This window comes from Citrobacter sp. Ce104, assembly GCF_030334595.1.
GTDB classification, from domain to species: Bacteria; Pseudomonadota; Gammaproteobacteria; order Enterobacterales; family Enterobacteriaceae; genus Citrobacter; species Citrobacter europaeus.
This window is the reverse complement of sequence record NZ_JAOWDP010000012.1, coordinates 19,094-36,568: the sequence shown is the minus strand read 5'-3', so window position 1 is coordinate 36,568 and position 17,475 is coordinate 19,094. Positions and strand designations below refer to the sequence as shown.

Genomic DNA, 17,475 nt, shown 5'->3' with positions numbered 1-17,475 from the left:
CGCTTTACAGCTCATTTTGTCAGGATAATACTTGCCTGCGTCACATTCATACGGTGTGTCTGCAATCCATAAATTGCAACCTTTCCACAACCGGGTAAAAGATGATGAAAGTATTAATTGTTGAAAGTGAGTTTCTGCATCAGGACACCTGGATCGGTAGCGCTGTCGAACGTCTGGCTGACGCATTAAGCCGCCAAAATGTTACCGTCATTAAGTCCACCTCATTCGACGATGGTTACGCAATCCTCGCCGCCAATGAAGCCATTGATTGCCTGATGTTCAGCTATCAAATGGAACAACAAGACGAGCACCTGAACGTCAGGCAATTGATCGGCAAGCTCCACGAGCGCCAGCAAAACGTTCCCGTTTTCCTGCTGGGCGATCGCGAAAAAGCCACCGCATCGCTGGATCGCGACCTGCTGGAGCTTGTCGATGAATTCGCCTGGATTCTGGAAGATACCGCAGACTTTATCGCCGGGCGTGCCGTTGCGGCGATGACCCGTTACCGCCAGCAGCTTCTGCCGCCGTTGTTTAGCGCGCTGATGAAGTACGGCGACATCCATGAATACTCCTGGGCCGCGCCAGGCCACCAGGGCGGCGTCGGATTCACTAAAACGCCGGCCGGTCGTTTTTACCATGATTATTACGGCGAAAATTTATTCCGTAGCGACATGGGTATCGAACGCGCATCCCTTGGCTCGCTGCTGGATCACACCGGCGCGTTTGGCGAGAGTGAAAAATATGCCGCCCGCGTGTTTGGCGCTGACCGCTCCTGGTCCGTTGTGGTCGGGACTTCCGGCTCTAACCGCACCATTATGCAGGCTTGCATGACCGACAACGACGTCGTGGTGCTGGATCGTAACTGCCACAAATCTATCGAGCAGGGGCTAATCCTTACCGGAGCAAAACCGGTGTACATGGTGCCAAGCCGCAACCGGTACGGCATTATCGGGCCTATCTACCCGCAGGAAATGCAGCCTGAAACGTTACAGAAAAAAATCAGCGAAAGCCCGCTGACCAAAGGCAAAGTCGGGCAAAAACCGTCTTACAGCGTGGTGACCAACTGTACCTATGACGGTGTTTGTTATAACGCCAAAGAGGCTCAGGACCTGCTCGCGCAAACCAGCGATCGCATCCACTTCGATGAGGCCTGGTACGGCTATGCCCGCTTCAACCCAATTTATGCCGATCACTACGCTATGCGTGGTGCGCCGGGCGATCATAACGGTCCTACCGTTTTTGCCACCCACTCGACCCACAAACTGCTGAATGCGCTCTCTCAGGCATCTTACATTCACGTCCGTGAAGGTCGTGGGGCCGTGAACTTCTCACGCTTCAACCAGGCGTACATGATGCACGCCACCACCTCTCCGCTGTATGCCATTTGCGCATCAAACGACGTGGCGGTTTCCATGATGGACGGCAACAGCGGTCTGTCGCTGACTCAGGAAGTGATCGACGAAGCGGTCGATTTCCGTCAGGCCATGGCACGGTTGTATAAAGAATTCACCGCCGAAGGCGACTGGTTCTTCAAACCGTGGAACAAAGAAGTGGTAACCGATCCGCAGACCGGCAAAACCTATGACTTTGCCGATGCGCCAACCCAACTCCTGACCACTGACCAGAACTGCTGGGTGATGCGTCCGGGTGAATCCTGGCACGGGTTTAAAGACCTGCCGGATAACTGGAGCATGCTGGACCCAATCAAAGTCAGCATTCTGGCGCCGGGGATGGGGGACGATGGCGAACTGGAAGAGAGCGGCGTACCGGCAGCGTTGGTCACCGCCTGGCTTGGCCGCCACGGTATCGTACCGACCCGAACCACTGATTTCCAGATTATGTTCCTGTTCTCAATGGGGATTACTCGTGGGAAATGGGGCACGCTAATCAACACCCTGTGCTCATTCAAACACCATTACGATGCCAATACACCGCTGGCGCAGGTGATGCCGGAACTGGTTGAGGAACATCCTGAAACTTACGCCAATATGGGCATTCACGATCTGGGCGACACCATGTTTGCCTGGCTGAAGGAGAACAACCCTGGCAGCCGACTCAACGCGGCCTACTCCGGCCTGCCTGTTGCTGACATCACCCCGCGTGAAGCCTATAACGCGATAGTCAGCGATAACGTTGAGATGGTCGCCATTGAAAATCTGCCGGGTCGTATAGCGGCGAATTCCGTGATTCCTTACCCACCGGGAATTCCAATGCTGCTGTCCGGGGAAAACTTTGGCGACGCCAATAGCCCGCAGATTAGTTATCTACGTTCGTTGCAGTCCTGGGACCACCACTTCCCTGGATTTGAACATGAAACCGAAGGAACGGAAATTATTGACGGTGTTTATCACGTCATGTGCGTGAAAGCATAATGTCGCTTTATAGATAGTCCGATGTTTAAGGTAGACATGTCATTCTTGAGTAATTCCTGAGTATTGCTGCAAAACAATAACATTGTCATACCTTTTTGCGCGGGACCACCCCGCGCTTTTTTTATACGCAAATAGCACGTTTCCACTTGCGTACAAAATTGTGTACATAAGAAAAATCCCGCAAACATTGTAATTAATTTCAGACACGTTATTTTATTGCAGTCCTGGTTTCATCATACAATTTCAATTTAGCCGATATGGTTCATCTGATGATGGGCTACGGTGTTTTATGTTCATATTCCTGGAGTTTGGGTATGAGGGTTTGCAGCAGAGCAGCTTGTGTTGTTGTATTAGCGGAGAAGGATGTTTGGTTAAGGATTAACGGTAAAGAAGCCATCAGCTTAAAAACTAATCATATGGCGTTGGTGGCATGCGATAATAATATTATCGATTTCTCATCACTTAATAACGCACTGGTCGTACATATCAGTCGCGATATCATTAAAGACTATCTGCGATTTTTAAATAAAGACCTTTCACAGATTCCACTCTGGCAACGGAGTGCCAACCCAGTGATGACCGCCGCGTGTCTGACGCCGGATGTCTTCCGTGTTGCCGCCCAACATAGCGTTATGGACACAGTGGACGAAGGTGAAAGTGAGCGCACACGCTCGCTACTGTTCACGGTGTTATCACGTTTTCTCGGCAGCAAAAAGTTTATTTCTCTGCTCATGCATATACTACGTAGTCGTATCAGCGATAGCGTCTATCACATTATTGAGAGCGATATACATAAAGACTGGAATTTAAGCATGGTCGCCAGTTGCTTATGCCTGAGTCCCAGTTTGTTAAAGAAAAAGCTCAAAAGTGAAAATACAAGTTACAGCCAAATAATTACCACATGTCGCATGCGTTATGCCGTCAATCAGTTATTGATGGACGGCAAAAACATTTCCCAGGTATCTCAACTGTGCGGATATAACAGTACTTCATACTTTATTTCTGTATTCAAAGAGTTCTATGGAATGACGCCACTGCATTATGTCAGTCAACATAGGGAGCCATCCGCTGCCTGATTTTTAATCAGATAGCGATAAGCCATAATAATATCAGCATTAGCGATACCCCCAGTCCGTCACCATAAAATAGTCTTCTGAAGAGGTATGATTAAGCGTCATTTATCCTTATCAGGAGTTAAAAAATATGTCGACGGATGCTGATGCTCACAAAGTGGGCTTAATCCCCGTCACCCTTATGGTGTCGGGGAATATTATGGGTTCCGGTGTATTCCTGCTGCCCGCAAACCTTGCGTCAACTGGCGGGATTGCAATCTACGGATGGTTGGTCACTATTATCGGTGCTTTAGCACTGTCGATGGTGTACGCAAAAATGTCGTCCTTAGACTCCAGTCCCGGTGGTTCTTATGCTTATGCCCGCCGCTGTTTCGGTCCTTTTTTAGGCTATCAGACCAACGTGCTGTACTGGCTGGCGTGCTGGATTGGTAACATCGCCATGGTGGTCATTGGCGTCGGTTATCTGAGCTACTTCTTCCCCATCTTAAAAGATCCGCTGGTCCTGACGCTGACCTGCGTCGTGGTGCTGTGGATCTTCGTATTGCTGAACATTGTCGGACCGAAAATGATCACCCGTGTGCAGGCCGTCGCAACGGTACTGGCGCTGGTGCCAATTGTCGGTATTGCCGTTTTCGGCTGGTTCTGGTTCCGCGGTGAAACCTATATGGCGGCCTGGAACGTCAGCGGCATGAACACCTTCGGCGCGATTCAAAGCACTCTGAACGTCACCTTGTGGTCATTTATCGGGGTGGAAAGCGCCTCCGTCGCGGCAGGCGTGGTTAAAAATCCCAAACGTAACGTGCCTATCGCCACTATGGGCGGCGTGCTGATTGCCGCCGTGTGCTATGTGCTCTCCACCACGGCGATTATGGGTATGATCCCTAACGCGGCGCTGCGTGTTTCAGCTTCTCCGTTCGGTGATGCCGCACGTATGGCGCTGGGTGACACCGCAGGGGCGATTGTCTCCTTCTGTGCCGCGGCCGGGTGCCTTGGTTCTCTGGGCGGCTGGACGCTGCTTGCCGGGCAAACCGCCAAAGCGGCAGCCGATGACGGCCTGTTCCCACCCATTTTTGCCCGCGTGAACAAAGCTGGTACGCCAGTTGCCGGATTAATTATCGTCGGCATCCTGATGACCATCTTCCAGTTCAGCAGTATGTCGCCGAACGCAGCGAAAGAGTTTGGTCTGGTCTCTTCGGTCTCCGTTATCTTCACCCTGGTGCCGTATCTTTACACCTGCGCCGCGCTGCTGCTGCTCGGCCATGGCCACTTCGGTAAAGCGCGTCCGATGTACTTACTGGTGACCTTTATCGCCTTTGTCTACTGCATCTGGGCGGTAGTCGGTTCCGGCGCCAAAGAGGTGATGTGGTCGTTCGTTACGCTGATGATCATCACCGCGCTGTACGCACTGAACTACAATCGGATCCATAAAAACCCGTATCCACTGGATGCCCCGGTAAACAATAACTAACGCAAACAGTCGTCAGCCCGATGGCATAGGATCATCGGGCTGACGCCTTCCCCCGTTATTCTTGAAATCAACATTAAGAACTTAAGGTTGGCTTAATTTTACTTTGAGAGGATTTGCGCCACTTAGTCGATGGAACCCCCTTAATGTTAAAGCTCCTGTTTAAAAGGCCCACTCTCGGGCTCATCAGTTGGCTTCTGCTGATCTCATTTTATCTTGCGACCTTCCTGAACATTGCGTTCTATAAACAAGTTCTGCAAGACCTGCCACTGGACTCCGTGCGCAACGTGCTGGTGTTTTTATCAATGCCGATCGTCGCATTTAGCGTCATGAATATTGTGCTGACGCTGGCCTCATTCCTGTGGCTAAATCGCCTGGTGGCGTGCATTTTCATTCTGGTTGGCGCATCGGCTCAATATTTCATCATGACCTACGGCATCATCATCGACCGCTCGATGATCGCCAACATGATGGACACCACGCCCGCTGAAACCTTCGCTTTGCTGACGCCGCAAATGCTCATCACGCTCGGGGTGAGCGGTATTCTGGCCGCGCTCATCGCCTGCTGGGTCAGAATCAAGCCTATGACTCCGGCGCTACGCAGCGTACTGTTTCGTGGCGCGAACATTCTGGTCTCCGCGCTGCTGATCGTGCTGGTCGCCGCGTTCTTCTATAAAGATTACGCCTCACTGTTTCGCAACAACAAAGAACTGGTGAAATCCCTCAGCCCATCTAACAGCATTGTAGCGACGTCTTCCTGGTATTCGCATCAGAGGCTGGCCCATCTGCCGCTGGTGCGCATTGGTGAAGATGCCCATCGCAATCCGTTGATGGTGAAAGAAAAGCGTAAGAACCTGACGATTGTGGTTCTCGGCGAGACCTCACGCGGCGATAACTTCTCGCTATCCGGCTATTCGCGCCAGACCAACCCGCTGCTGGAAAAAGATGATGTGGTCTATTTCCCCCACACCACTTCCTGCGGAACGGCGACGGCGGTGTCGGTGCCCTGCATGTTCTCCGATATGCCGCGCGCGCACTACGACGAGGAACTGGCGCAGCATCAGGAAGGCGTGCTCGACATTATTCAACGGGCGGGAATTAACGTGCTGTGGAACGATAACGACGGTGGCTGCAAAGGGGCTTGTGATCGGGTACCGCACCAGAATATGACTAAGCTGAACCTGCCAGGGCAGTGTATTGACGGTGAATGCTACGATGACGTGCTGTTCAACGGGCTGGAAGAGTACATCAATAACCTGCAAGGCGACGGGGTGATTGTGCTGCACACCATCGGCAGCCACGGTCCGACCTATTACAACCGCTATCCTGCGCAGTTCAAGAAATTTACGCCAACCTGCGACACCAACGAAATCCAGACCTGTTCACAGCAACAGTTGGTCAATACTTACGACAACACCATTCTTTACGTTGACTATATTGTTGATAAAGCAATCAATATACTGAAAGAGCACCAGGATAATTTCACCACAAGCCTGGTTTATCTTTCCGATCACGGCGAATCCTTAGGGGAAAATGGCGTCTATTTACACGGCCTGCCGTATTCGATTGCGCCAGATACGCAAAAACATGTGCCGATGCTGCTGTGGCTCTCAGAAGATTATCAGCAACGCTATCAGGTCTCTCAGACATGTTTGCAAAAACGGGCAAGCTCAGAGAATTTCTCGCAGGATAATCTCTTCTCCACCCTGCTGGGATTAACGGGCGTGCAAACACAGAAATATCAGGCGGCAGATGATATTCTGCAACCCTGCCGGGGAGGCTAAACGAATGAAAATTCTGATTGTTGAAGACGATACGTTGTTATTACAGGGACTGATACTCGCCGCGCAAACAGAAGGTTATGCCTGTGACGGCGTATCAACGGCCCGTGCAGCAGAGCAGTGTCTGGAGACCGGACATTACAGCCTGGTGGTTCTGGACCTGGGTTTACCGGATGAAGACGGCCTGCATTTCCTGAACCGCATCAGGCAGAAAAAATACACCGTGCCGGTGCTTATTCTCACCGCGCGCGACACGGTGAAAGACCGGGTCAGCGGGCTGGACGTGGGTGCCGATGACTATCTGGTCAAACCCTTCGCGCTGGAAGAACTGCACGCCCGCATCCGGGCGCTGCTGCGTCGTCATAACAATCAGGGCGAAAGTGAATTAATTGTCGGCAATCTGACGCTGAATATCGGTCGTCGCCAGGTGTGGATGGATGGACAAGAGGTCATCTTAACGCCGAAAGAATACGCGCTCCTGTCACGCCTGATGCTCAAAGCCGGCAGCCCGGTACACCGGGAAATCCTGTATAACGACATCTACAGTTGGGATAACGAACCGTCGACCAATACGCTGGAAGTACACATTCACAACCTGCGTGACAAAGTGGGCAAATCACGGATCCGCACGGTCAGGGGATTTGGCTATATGCTGGTTGCCACTGAGGAAAGCTAAGTGAAGCTGCTGCAATTTCTAAAACAACCGCTCCCGCTTCGTCATCGCCTGATGCTGACGATCGGTCTTATTCTGCTGGTCTTTCAGTTGATAAGCACCTTCTGGTTGTGGCACGAAAGCACCGAGCAAATACAGTTGTTCGAGCAGGCGTTACGCGAAAATAGAAATAACGATCGCCACATCCTGCATGAGATCCGCGAAGCCATCGCCAGCCTGATCGTCCCCGGCATCTTTATGGTCAGCCTGACGCTGCTGATTTGTTACCAGGCGGTACGGCGAATCACTCGCCCACTGGCGGATCTGCAAAAAGAGTTAGAAACGCGGGCCGCCGATAACCTGGCGCCGATTGAAGTTCACAGTTCAACCGTTGAGATCCAGGCGGTCGTCTCAGCACTCAACGAGCTGGTAACGCGGCTCACCACCACTATCGAAAACGAACGCTTATTTACCGCCGATGTCGCCCACGAACTGCGTACACCGCTGTCGGGCGTTCGCCTGCATCTGGAATTACTGTCAAAAGCCCATAAGGTCGACGTTACGCCGTTAATTGCCCGTCTTGACCAAATGATGGACAGCGTGTCGCAACTGCTGCAACTTGCCCGCGTCGGACAGTCGTTTTCGGCCGGGAGCTACCAGCACGTCAAACTGCTGGAGGACGTTATTCTGCCCTCCTACGATGAACTCAGCACCATGCTGGAGCTGCGCCAGCAGACGTTGCTCCTGCCGCAAAGCGCGGCGGACGTTGTCGTACGTGGCGATGCTACGCTATTGCGAATGTTACTGAGAAACCTGGTAGAAAACGCGCATCGTTACAGTCCGGAAGGCACTAATATTACGATTAGCCTGAATACCGGGCATGATGCCGTCCTGGCCGTTGAAGATGAAGGACCCGGCATTGATGAAAGTAAATGCGGGGAGTTGAGCAAAGCGTTTGTGCGTATGGACAGCCGTTTTGGCGGGATTGGGCTGGGGCTGAGCATTGTCAGTCGTATCACCCAGTTACATCACGGGCATTTCTATTTGCAAAATCGTCAGGGAACCACCGGCACTCGCGCCTGGGTGGAATTAGCGAAAGGTCAGTAAGAACTCACCCATACGTACAAAAAGCTGCTGACGATCAGCAGGCTGCACACGGTGGTCAAACTTTCATAAATGCGGGTTTTCATAACACTCTCCTCCGATACTATGGAGGAGAGTTTGCCAGACACAGATTAAGTCAACCTTAAGGCATGACCTACAGAAAAAGGTTACTCATCGATACGTGGATGCTGCTGCACCAGGCGCGTACGCTTGAGCTGCAGATCGGCAATTTCCTGATCGATATCTTCGATTTTCTGCTCGATATTATCGTAGTGCTCGCCAAGGATCTCTTTCGCTTCCTGAATATCCGAAGCGGCAGGCGTGGCCCCTTTCAGCGGCTGATTGGCGGTCTCTTTCATGGTCATGCCGGTAATTAAACCAATCACCGCAATCACCATCAGATAATAAGCAGGCATCATCAGATTCTGCGAGCTTTCCACCAGCCATGCGGCCAATGTCGGAGTCAGACCGGCGATCAATACCGAGATATTAAACGCGGCGGCCAGCGCACTGTAGCGAATATGCGTCGGGAACATCGCCGGTAACGTTGACGCCATCACCCCGGTAAAGCAGTTGAGGATCACCGCCAACATCAACAATCCGGCGAAAATCAGGCCGATGACGTTACTGTTAATCAGAATAAATGCCGGAATCGCCAACACAAACAGCGCAATACTGCCCATGATCACAAACGGACGACGCCCGAAGCGGTCGCTGAGCAAACCCATAATCGGCTGCACAAACAGCATACCAATCATGATGGCGATAATAATCAACACGCCGTGGTCTTCAGAGTAATGCAGGTTATGCGACAGATAACTCGGCATATAGGTGAGCAGCATGTAGTAGGTAACGTTAGTGGCAATCACCAGACCAACACATGCCAACAGGCTACGCCAGTGTTTGGTCGCAATCTCTTTAAACGAGACCTTAGGACCTTCCTGTAGCCCCTGACGATCGCCCTGCTCCAGTTTATCCACGTGCTGCTGGAACGCCGGCGTCTCTTCCAGCGCATGACGCAGGTACAGACCAATCAGCCCTAACGGTAGCGCCAGGAAGAACGGAATACGCCAGCCCCACTCAAGGAAGTTGTCCTCGCCGACGATAGTTGAAATCAGGACCACCACGCCCGCACCCAGCACAAACCCGGCAATTGAGCCGAAGTCCAGCCAGCTGCCCATAAACCCGCGCTTACGGTCTGGCGAGTACTCTGCGACAAAAATCGACGCCCCGGTATACTCTCCGCCGACCGAGAACCCCTGCGCCATCTTACACAGCAACAGCAGAATCGGCGCCCAGATACCAATCGAGGCATACGAGGGAATAAGACCGATACAGAAGGTACTTATCGACATAATCACAATGGTGATAGCGAGTATCTTCTGACGACCGTATTTATCGCCAAGCATACCGAAGAACAATCCGCCAAGCGGTCGAATCAGAAAGGGAACAGAGAAAGTAGCAAGTGCGGCAACCATCTGCACGCTGGGGTCAGCCCCCGGGAAGAACACTTTACCTAATGCGTAAGCAACAAACCCATAAACACCAAAATCAAACCACTCCATCGCATTACCTAACGACGCCGCGGTAATGGCTTTTCGCAATTTACCGTCATCAATGATGGTAACGTCGCGCAGCGTTATTGGTTTTATTTTTTTCCTTTTTAACATACCCGTCCTCATAGACTTAGCCCTGTCACGCTACAGTTCGAGTCCCCTAACGCCCATGCGTCAGGGTCATCACCGAGCGGGGAACGCACAGACGCATTCCCTGTAACAAGCGTAGCAGGTTTACTTACACTGACGAGAAACACGCAGTACAACCGAACCTGTTGACGCCTGATTGGGCGGTTAATGACCTCTTTACCCTAACAGTGTTTAAATTTGTGATCAACTTCACATATAGTTTTCCGTTTCGTCAACCTGCGTAAATCAGGTCATTCTGAGTCAACTTTTTTACATGTCATGCTTGCGATTTGCTGGCAATTAAATACAAGAATAAATCGCTTTGTTGCGCCAACAATCACAATAGTCACTATTATTCTGCTAGCAAAAAAATCACCTAATCCCTTCACAAAAAGATCACAGCTTTTTTAATAATCAGAGCGTTTAAGAAATTTTGCGCGGAATATGTGATGAAGATAACTAAAACATCGTTTTATTTTGATTGAATCAACGTTCCCATGAATGCACACTAATTCCAGACGCAATATCCCTGGGAGCAGCAACACGCTCAACGTATGCCGCGTTAGATTTTATAAAACAAAGAGATAGCGATTTTCTTTGTTAAAAGACATTAGTAACCATTTGAATTTATTAATTTTTACTTTCTTGCGCGAGTATTAGCTGCGACAAGACATGAGGACGTTTATGAAAATTAAAGCCACGATTGAACGCATCCCCGGCGGAATGATGTTGATTCCCCTGTTATTAGGCGCAGTGTTAAATACGTTAGCTCCGGATACCGGTGCGTATTTCGGTTCGTTTACCAAAGGAATGATCAGCGGAACGGTACCGATTCTGGCTGTATGGTTTTTTTGTATCGGTGCATCTATTGATTTACGGGCAACCGGCACGGTATTACGCAAGTCCGGTACGTTGGTAATAACCAAAATAGCCGTGGCGTGGGTAGTGGCAATGATTGCTGCTTCCTTTATTCCTGATACCGGTATTCAAACCGGGTTCTTTGCCGGTCTTTCCGTGCTGGCAATTGTTTCAGCGATGGACATGACCAACGGCGGTTTGTACGCCAGCCTGATGAACCAGTATGGAACCAAAGAAGAGTCCGGCGCATTTGTGTTGATGTCTCTGGAATCCGGTCCGTTAATGACCATGGTGATCCTCGGCTCCGCAGGTCTGGCCTCCTTCGAGCCACACCATTTTATCGGCGCGGTATTACCCTTCCTGATTGGTTTTACGTTGGGTAACCTGGATCACGACCTGCGTTCTTTCTTCAGCAAAGCCACGCCGGTGCTGATCCCGTTCTTCGGCTTCGCGTTGGGCAACACAATTAACCTGAGCGTAATCGTTGATACAGGCCTGCTGGGTATCCTGCTGGGTGTCGCGGTTATCGTTATCACCGGTATCCCACTGATTATTGCTGACCGCGTTATTGGCGGTGGGAACGGTACAGCGGGCGTAGCCGCCTCTTCCGCAGCAGGCGCTGCGGTAGCAAACCCGGTGATTATCGCCCAGATTAACCCGGCGTTCGAACCGGTTGCCGCATCCGCAACGGCGCTGGTTGCCGCCAGCGTGATTGTCACCGCCATTCTGGTGCCGATTATCACCGCGCTGTATGCCAAACGTTTTAATAAAAATCTGGTCGTCAATGAGGCTGCGGCAACCCCGGCAGACTCCCTGCACCACTAAACCTGCCTTTATCCCACTCACCGTTCCTGCTCAATTGATGAGCGGGGACGGTGCAAAAATCTCCTCAACCATCGCATCAACCAGCCGTTTAGCCGAACACAATCGCGGCATTCCCAACGCTACATTTTGCCAACGCTGCGTCACCGACCAGCTCACCGGATGACGCTGCGCATCGCACCAGTCCCCCAGCCAGCTTAACATATCGTTGTGCTCGCCCGAGCCGCCGACAACTGGTGTGCTGAGCCAATGATGATAGTAATGACGCGTGGCGGGTGCCGCATTCACGCTGTCCGCCAGCGCCTGCGCAGCCATGGTTCTCAGGTTGTCTTTTAGCATTGACACCACATCGGCATTCGCTAACCGGCAGGCGTCACCGAAGGCTCCCCAGCGTAACTCCTCCAGCGCAACAAAACAGCGTCCAGGCAACGACCAGCCGTCATACGCGCCAGCCCGCCAACGGGTAAAGATTTGCTCGCTGTGTTCGCCAGCTTGCACCGTCAGACCGCGTTGCGTCAGCGCTTTCTCTTTATAAGCACCGCGCTGGGTAAACCAGTCGGTGAGTGCACTCACCTGCTGCATCAGGCCGGGCGTGGGCAGCCCGCGAGGCTGTTCGGTTTGTTGTAAAAACCTCAGCCCTTCGGCAATGCGCACCAGCGCCAGATGACCCGGGTCGATCATGCCCGCCAGCTTCTCTACCAGCTTGAGACGCATCACCAGATGCTCGCTGGACACTCCCGCCATCACCCACGCACGCAGTTGCGTTTGGGATAATACTTCCTGCGTCAGGCGCGCACGCAGGCGCTGCTGCTGTTGCAGAAAACCGCCGGAACGTTTGGTTTCATCTCCCTGAACCAGATCGACCATAAACTTCGGGTAGACACACTCCAGCGTCCGCCCGGGGCCTTCCAGTAACACGTTAGTCATGTGTGCTCGGTTGCAAAAAGGGTATTGATATCGTCGCGCAGCAAGCGGGAATCTTCATAAAGCCATGCCGCAGTCGCAATGCGATGCTGCAACTGTTCATTCAAGGCATTCACCGCAGATTCATTTTGCTGGCGCACGGTCAGACTCTCACGCAGGCTCGCCTGTAATTGCGTCAAACACTGTGAAAAATCAGCAAAAAACGTGGCCATGCCTGCCGTAACGGAAATATCGACCTGAGCGGCTAAAGCTTTACGAATTTGTTGGCAAAACTGGGTGACGTAATGCACAAGGTTATTATGCAGTGCGCCCATATCAATGAGATAACGCGTTTTCGTTTCAACGTAATCATTCCATCCCCAGTTGGGTTGATTCAGCCAACGCGAGAAGGTATCACGCACCACGCCGCCAGGAGACGGTGTATTCTCCGCCGGAATATCCTGTTCAATGGCCTCGTTAAACAACTGGCGGGTGTTGAAGTTAAACATCGCCGCATGAAACGCCGGAAAACGGATCCGCGCCCGAAAACCCGCGTGATTCAGTTCCTCTTTCACCCGCTGTTCAATAGGGCGCATGGCATCATTAAGCGCCCGGGACAGTGTCGACTCAAGCTGTTCAAAGCGCAGGGCTAAGTCCCGGCTGATGCTTTCCTGCGCCGCCAGCAAGACCACTTCACAGGACGAACGCATTTTATCCAGCACGATTTTCGCCTGGCCTTCATCGTGCAGCACCAGCATTTCTCCGACCATTTCTGCCGAGGAGACGCCAGCCCCCAGGCCATGTTGTGACATCATCAGGACGTTTTCTTTGACAAAGAACGTGTTGATGCCGCACAGAATCTCAGTCTGTTGATCATTGAGATAGCCCGCAGCAGCCTCCAGCGCCAACTCGACCTCATGGCTGACTTCATCGCTGACCCGCCCCTGACTCACTTCTAACTGTTGCATATCCTCTTCAATATGCGTGATGTTCAGCCGCAATTTTTCATAGGCAACCGTTAATCCGTGGGAGCGAAACTCCAGATATTCGTGCGCGCTTTGCGCATAATTCAATAACTTATGCGACGCTGAGCGTAGCGCATACAGTGAAGCATTGGCGTAAGCGGCATGAATCACTTTCTGAATCGGCTGCTCAAACAGCGAATCCTCCCACAACAGATCGGCGGCATGGCGGATGTGCTCCGTATCCTCAAGATCGGTGGTGCGCCAGCGTCTGCCAAGGGCCGCCTCGGCAAAGTCCTGTACCCAGCGTTGCACCTGATGATCCGGCAGCCGCCCGCGGGTCGTCAGCTCATGACGCGCCCTGTTCGCCAGATACCCCCACATCGAGGAAACTGGATAGATTCGCTCCGGGGCAATGCCGCCTTGCATCAGCGTGCCGGAAATTAACGCCCGCACCTGCTCTTCATCATCACTATTACGGTCTTTTTGATCGAACTTGTTCACCAGCGCGTATAACGGCACTGACTTACCAACCGCCATAATCGCCTGACGCACTTCTTCATCGGAAATCGACTTCAGTTGGGTGTAATCCAGCACCGCCAATACCGCAGAGGCCCGCGCCAACTGTTCATTCAGCATCTTTTGTAAGTGCGGTTGCCCTGCCTCATTCGGCCCTGGCGTATCCAGCAATGTTAATTGCCCCGGATAGCTCGCCTGTCCGGCCAAATGGACAAACTCAACCTCGATAACCGGAATATGCTCAATCGCGGCATAAGCGGCAAAAGGAAAATCGACCTCCAGCGCTTTTGACAAACGCACCAGGTCATTCAGGCTTTTAAGGCAATGGAAAATAGGCTGTGCGCCAAGATAATACCGTTCAAATGCCACGCCGTTTTCAATATGCTGCAGCAGGACATTCATATCCTTATCGACTTCCAGGGTCTGCGTAAGACGCTGGCGATCGCACTCGCGCACGCGCTGCTGTAAAACTTTCATTAAGGCATCAATCGGTGCGACATGTGAAAAATGCAGTACCGGCTCTTTCTGCCCCGGCGTATGGCGAATTAGCGTCGGTAACGCCGTCATGGGGCGATTACGATTAGGTAAAACTTCTGTCCCCACAATCGCATTGATCGTCGTCGATTTTCCCGCTTTCATGGTACCGACAATCGCCAGCACCATTTCCAGGCGCGTAATCTTACGCAGTTCATTATTGAGCGTTGCTTGCTGGACATCCATGCCACGCGTGCTGAAATGCATGGGTTGAACAACCTGTCTGCTATGCTCTCCTTGTTTTAGCGCGACATCATCCAACGACGTCATGGGCAATTTTTGCAATTGCCTGAGATGTTCAAGTGAGAGCATCAGCAAGCGTTCCGCTTCCTGACTTAATTCATATATTGTCTGTGTGTGCATGGAAAATTTTTCCTTAACGCAAATGGCATTGCTTTTATTTAGCCCAATCGTTTTATTTATAGATTTTTTGGCTTTTATAATTACGTGTAGAAATAATTAAAATCAAAACAACCAATTGATATTATTAAAATAAATTTGGCGTATAACCGTTGGCCTGATGCCTCTCACTTATCTAATAAGTAAGAAAGATAAACAGCGTAGTTCAGTTTTAAAAAATGCCAGTTTAATCCCCCTACTAAAATTAAGGGGGTTGGTGATATTCAATCACAATGACTTAGGCATCCGTAGGCATTGTTACCTATGAATATCAGATATTTCGCCTCACCTTATCTTAAATAACTAAGCGTAGCAATTTCCCTTAAAAAATATTCCGCCATACTTTCATTGGGGTGAAAGCAGAGGGTCTTTACAGCAGATCATTTTGTCTAATCGCGCAGTAGTCCCGACAAATGCAGGGATTTTATGTATAATTGCGGCCTTTTTCGGCAATCTGCCATTTTTTGGGCGCATTTGCCCCTGCTGACTTTTGAGGAAATCCACATGTCATTACCACACTGCCCGCAATGCAACTCCGAATACACTTACGAAGATAACGGCATGTTCATCTGCCCGGAATGCGCTCACGAATGGAACGATGCTGAACCGGCACAGGACAGCGACGAACTGATCGTTAAAGATGCCAACGGCAACCTGCTGGCTGACGGCGACAGCGTTACCGTAGTGAAAGACCTGAAGGTAAAAGGTAGCTCTTCCATGCTGAAGATCGGTACCAAAGTAAAAAACATTCGTCTGGTTGAAGGCGACCATAACATCGATTGCAAAATCGATGGCTTTGGCCCAATGAAGCTGAAATCTGAGTTTGTGAAAAAGAACTGATGCAAATTGCCTGATGGCGCTACGCTCATCAGGCTGCGCCAGCTCATCTGCCAGGCGGGAAGCTAATACTTCCCGCCTGGTTTATTTGTGCAGACAATAACTACACTTAACTGGCTTCTTTTACCTGAGGTAAAAATTATGCCGTTAAGTCCCTATATCTCCTTTGCAGGCAACTGCGCTGACGCTATCGCTTACTACCAAAAAACGTTAGGCGCAGAGCTGCTCTACAAAATCAACTTCGGTGAAATGCCCAAATCCGCGCAGGACAACGAAGAAGGTTGCCCTTCCGGAATGAAATTCCCCGATACCGCCATTGCCCATGCCAATCTGCGCGTGGCAGGCAGCGACATCATGATGAGCGATAGCGCCCCCGACGGAAATGCTCACTACTCTGGCTTTACGCTGGTGCTCGACACGCAAAACGTCGACGAAGGCAAACGCTGGTTTGATAACCTGGCAGCAAACGGAAAAATCGAAATGGACTGGCAGGAAACCTTCTGGGCCCACGGTTTCGGTAAAGTGAGCGACCAGTATGGCGTGCCGTGGATGATCAACGTCGTCAAACAACAGCAACCTACTGAGTAATCCAACGGGAGGCCCGCCCTCCCGTACTGTCATCAAAAATCGCTTAACTCTTCATCGCCGAGTAACCATCCCTTAACGAAAACGTCACATTGATCCGCCACGATGGGGCCACTTTTTTAGGGAGGCCGCATCATGCAAACGATTATTCGCGTCGAAAAACTCTCCAAATCCTTCAATCAACATCAGGCGCTCAATGCGGTTGATCTGAACATCTGTTCCGGTGAGATGGTGGCTCTGCTTGGACCGTCTGGCTCTGGCAAATCCACCCTTTTACGTCATTTAAGCGGTTTGATCACCGGTGATAAATCGCCTGGTAGCCACGTCGAGTTGCTGGGTCGCACCGTTCAACGTGAAGGCCGCCTGGCGCGGGATATCCGCAAAAGCCGCGCCCACACCGGCTACATCTTCCAGCAGTTCAATCTGGTGAACCGCCTGACGGTACTGGAGAACGTCCTGATTGGCGCACTCGGCAGCACGCCGTTCTGGCGCACCTGTTTTAGCTGGTTTAGTCAGGAACAGAAGCAGCGCGCATTACAGGCGCTAACCCGCGTTGGCATGGCGCACTTTGCATACCAGCGCGTTTCCACGCTTTCGGGCGGGCAACAGCAGCGCGTCGCCATTGCCCGCGCGCTGATGCAGCAGGCCAAAGTGATCCTGGCCGACGAGCCGATAGCCTCGCTGGACCCCGAATCCGCGCGCATCGTGATGGATACCCTGCGCGATATTAACCAGACCGACGGTATCACCGTGGTCGTCACGCTGCATCAGGTGGATTACGCCCTGCGCTACTGCGAACGCATCGTCGCGCTGCGCCAGGGCAACGTCTTCTTTGACGGTAGCAGCCAGCATTTTGATAACGATCGTTTTGACCATCTCTACCGCAGCATGAACCGCGTCGAACAGAACGCACAGGCTGCTTAA

At 51.6% G+C, this 17,475-nt stretch carries 14 protein-coding genes; 10 read left to right on the top strand and 4 right to left on the bottom strand.

Translation table 11 applies throughout. From position 1 onward, the window contains the following. Positions 1-104 precede the first annotated feature (104 nt). The 6 genes from adiA to pmrB all read left to right on the top strand — a co-directional run bounded on the left by adiA (position 105) and on the right by pmrB (position 8,450). Complete coding sequence (gene adiA, locus OGW16_RS00795) at positions 105-2,372, top strand: arginine decarboxylase (protein ID WP_172863295.1); 2,268 nt, start codon at positions 105-107, stop codon at positions 2,370-2,372. Positions 2,373-2,686: 314 nt separating this feature from the next. After that, positions 2,687-3,448: an AraC family transcriptional regulator gene (locus OGW16_RS00790; RefSeq protein ID WP_043018135.1), complete on the top strand. Its 762-nt coding sequence runs from the start codon at positions 2,687-2,689 to the stop codon at positions 3,446-3,448. Between the two features lie 127 nt (positions 3,449-3,575). Continuing rightward, positions 3,576-4,913 (top strand): arginine/agmatine antiporter, encoded by a 1,338-nt coding sequence (gene adiC / locus OGW16_RS00785; RefSeq protein WP_003031853.1) that lies wholly within the window; start codon positions 3,576-3,578, stop codon positions 4,911-4,913. Positions 4,914-5,056: 143 nt separating this feature from the next. After that, positions 5,057-6,694, top strand: a complete 1,638-nt coding sequence (eptA, locus tag OGW16_RS00780; RefSeq protein WP_172862582.1) for a phosphoethanolamine transferase EptA — start codon at positions 5,057-5,059, stop codon at positions 6,692-6,694. Between the two features lie 4 nt (positions 6,695-6,698). Further along, positions 6,699-7,367, top strand: coding sequence for a two-component system response regulator PmrA (pmrA, locus tag OGW16_RS00775; protein WP_043018133.1), 669 nt, complete (start codon positions 6,699-6,701; stop codon positions 7,365-7,367). A gap of 9 nt (positions 7,368-7,376) precedes the next feature. After that, entirely contained in the window at positions 7,377-8,450 is a 1,074-nt protein-coding gene (pmrB, locus tag OGW16_RS00770; protein ID WP_087052826.1) for a two-component system sensor histidine kinase PmrB, read from the top strand. On the opposite strand, the gene pmrR is transcribed toward pmrB, so the two are convergent. Continuing rightward, entirely contained in the window at positions 8,444-8,533 is a 90-nt protein-coding gene (pmrR, locus tag OGW16_RS00765) for an LpxT activity modulator PmrR (RefSeq protein WP_008321468.1), read from the bottom strand. The genes pmrB and pmrR overlap by 7 nt on opposite strands. Positions 8,534-8,614: 81 nt before the next feature. After that, a complete protein-coding gene (proP, locus tag OGW16_RS00760) occupies positions 8,615-10,117 on the bottom strand; it encodes a glycine betaine/L-proline transporter ProP (protein WP_043018130.1) in 1,503 nt (500 codons plus the stop codon). A 699-nt stretch (positions 10,118-10,816) separates the two neighbouring features. Between proP and kdgT the strand changes: the two genes are divergently transcribed. Then, on the top strand, positions 10,817-11,815 hold the full coding sequence (gene kdgT / locus OGW16_RS00755; protein WP_043018129.1) for a 2-keto-3-deoxygluconate transporter: 999 nt from the start codon (positions 10,817-10,819) through the stop codon (positions 11,813-11,815). Between the two features lie 30 nt (positions 11,816-11,845). Here the strand turns inward: kdgT and OGW16_RS00750 are convergent, their stop codons facing one another. Both OGW16_RS00750 and crfC read right to left on the bottom strand, forming a co-directional pair. After that, a complete protein-coding gene (locus OGW16_RS00750) occupies positions 11,846-12,739 on the bottom strand; it encodes a diguanylate cyclase regulator RdcB family protein (protein ID WP_047406891.1) in 894 nt (297 codons plus the stop codon). Next, positions 12,736-15,093 carry a clamp-binding protein CrfC gene (crfC, locus tag OGW16_RS00745; RefSeq protein ID WP_286517557.1) on the bottom strand — a complete coding sequence of 786 codons (2,358 nt, stop codon included), beginning with the start codon at positions 15,091-15,093 and terminating at the stop codon, positions 12,736-12,738. The genes OGW16_RS00750 and crfC overlap by 4 nt, the downstream gene beginning before the upstream one ends. 540 nt (positions 15,094-15,633) lie before the next feature. Between crfC and OGW16_RS00740 the strand changes: the two genes are divergently transcribed. The 3 genes from OGW16_RS00740 to phnC all read left to right on the top strand — a co-directional run bounded on the left by OGW16_RS00740 (position 15,634) and on the right by phnC (position 17,475). Further along, positions 15,634-15,969 (top strand): zinc ribbon domain-containing protein YjdM, encoded by a 336-nt coding sequence (locus OGW16_RS00740; RefSeq protein ID WP_003031835.1) that lies wholly within the window; start codon positions 15,634-15,636, stop codon positions 15,967-15,969. Positions 15,970-16,107: 138 nt separating this feature from the next. Beyond that, positions 16,108-16,554 carry a VOC family metalloprotein YjdN gene (gene yjdN / locus OGW16_RS00735; RefSeq protein ID WP_043018126.1) on the top strand — a complete coding sequence of 149 codons (447 nt, stop codon included), beginning with the start codon at positions 16,108-16,110 and terminating at the stop codon, positions 16,552-16,554. A gap of 132 nt (positions 16,555-16,686) precedes the next feature. Next, positions 16,687-17,475 carry a phosphonate ABC transporter ATP-binding protein gene (gene phnC / locus OGW16_RS00730; protein ID WP_043018125.1) on the top strand — a complete coding sequence of 263 codons (789 nt, stop codon included), beginning with the start codon at positions 16,687-16,689 and terminating at the stop codon, positions 17,473-17,475.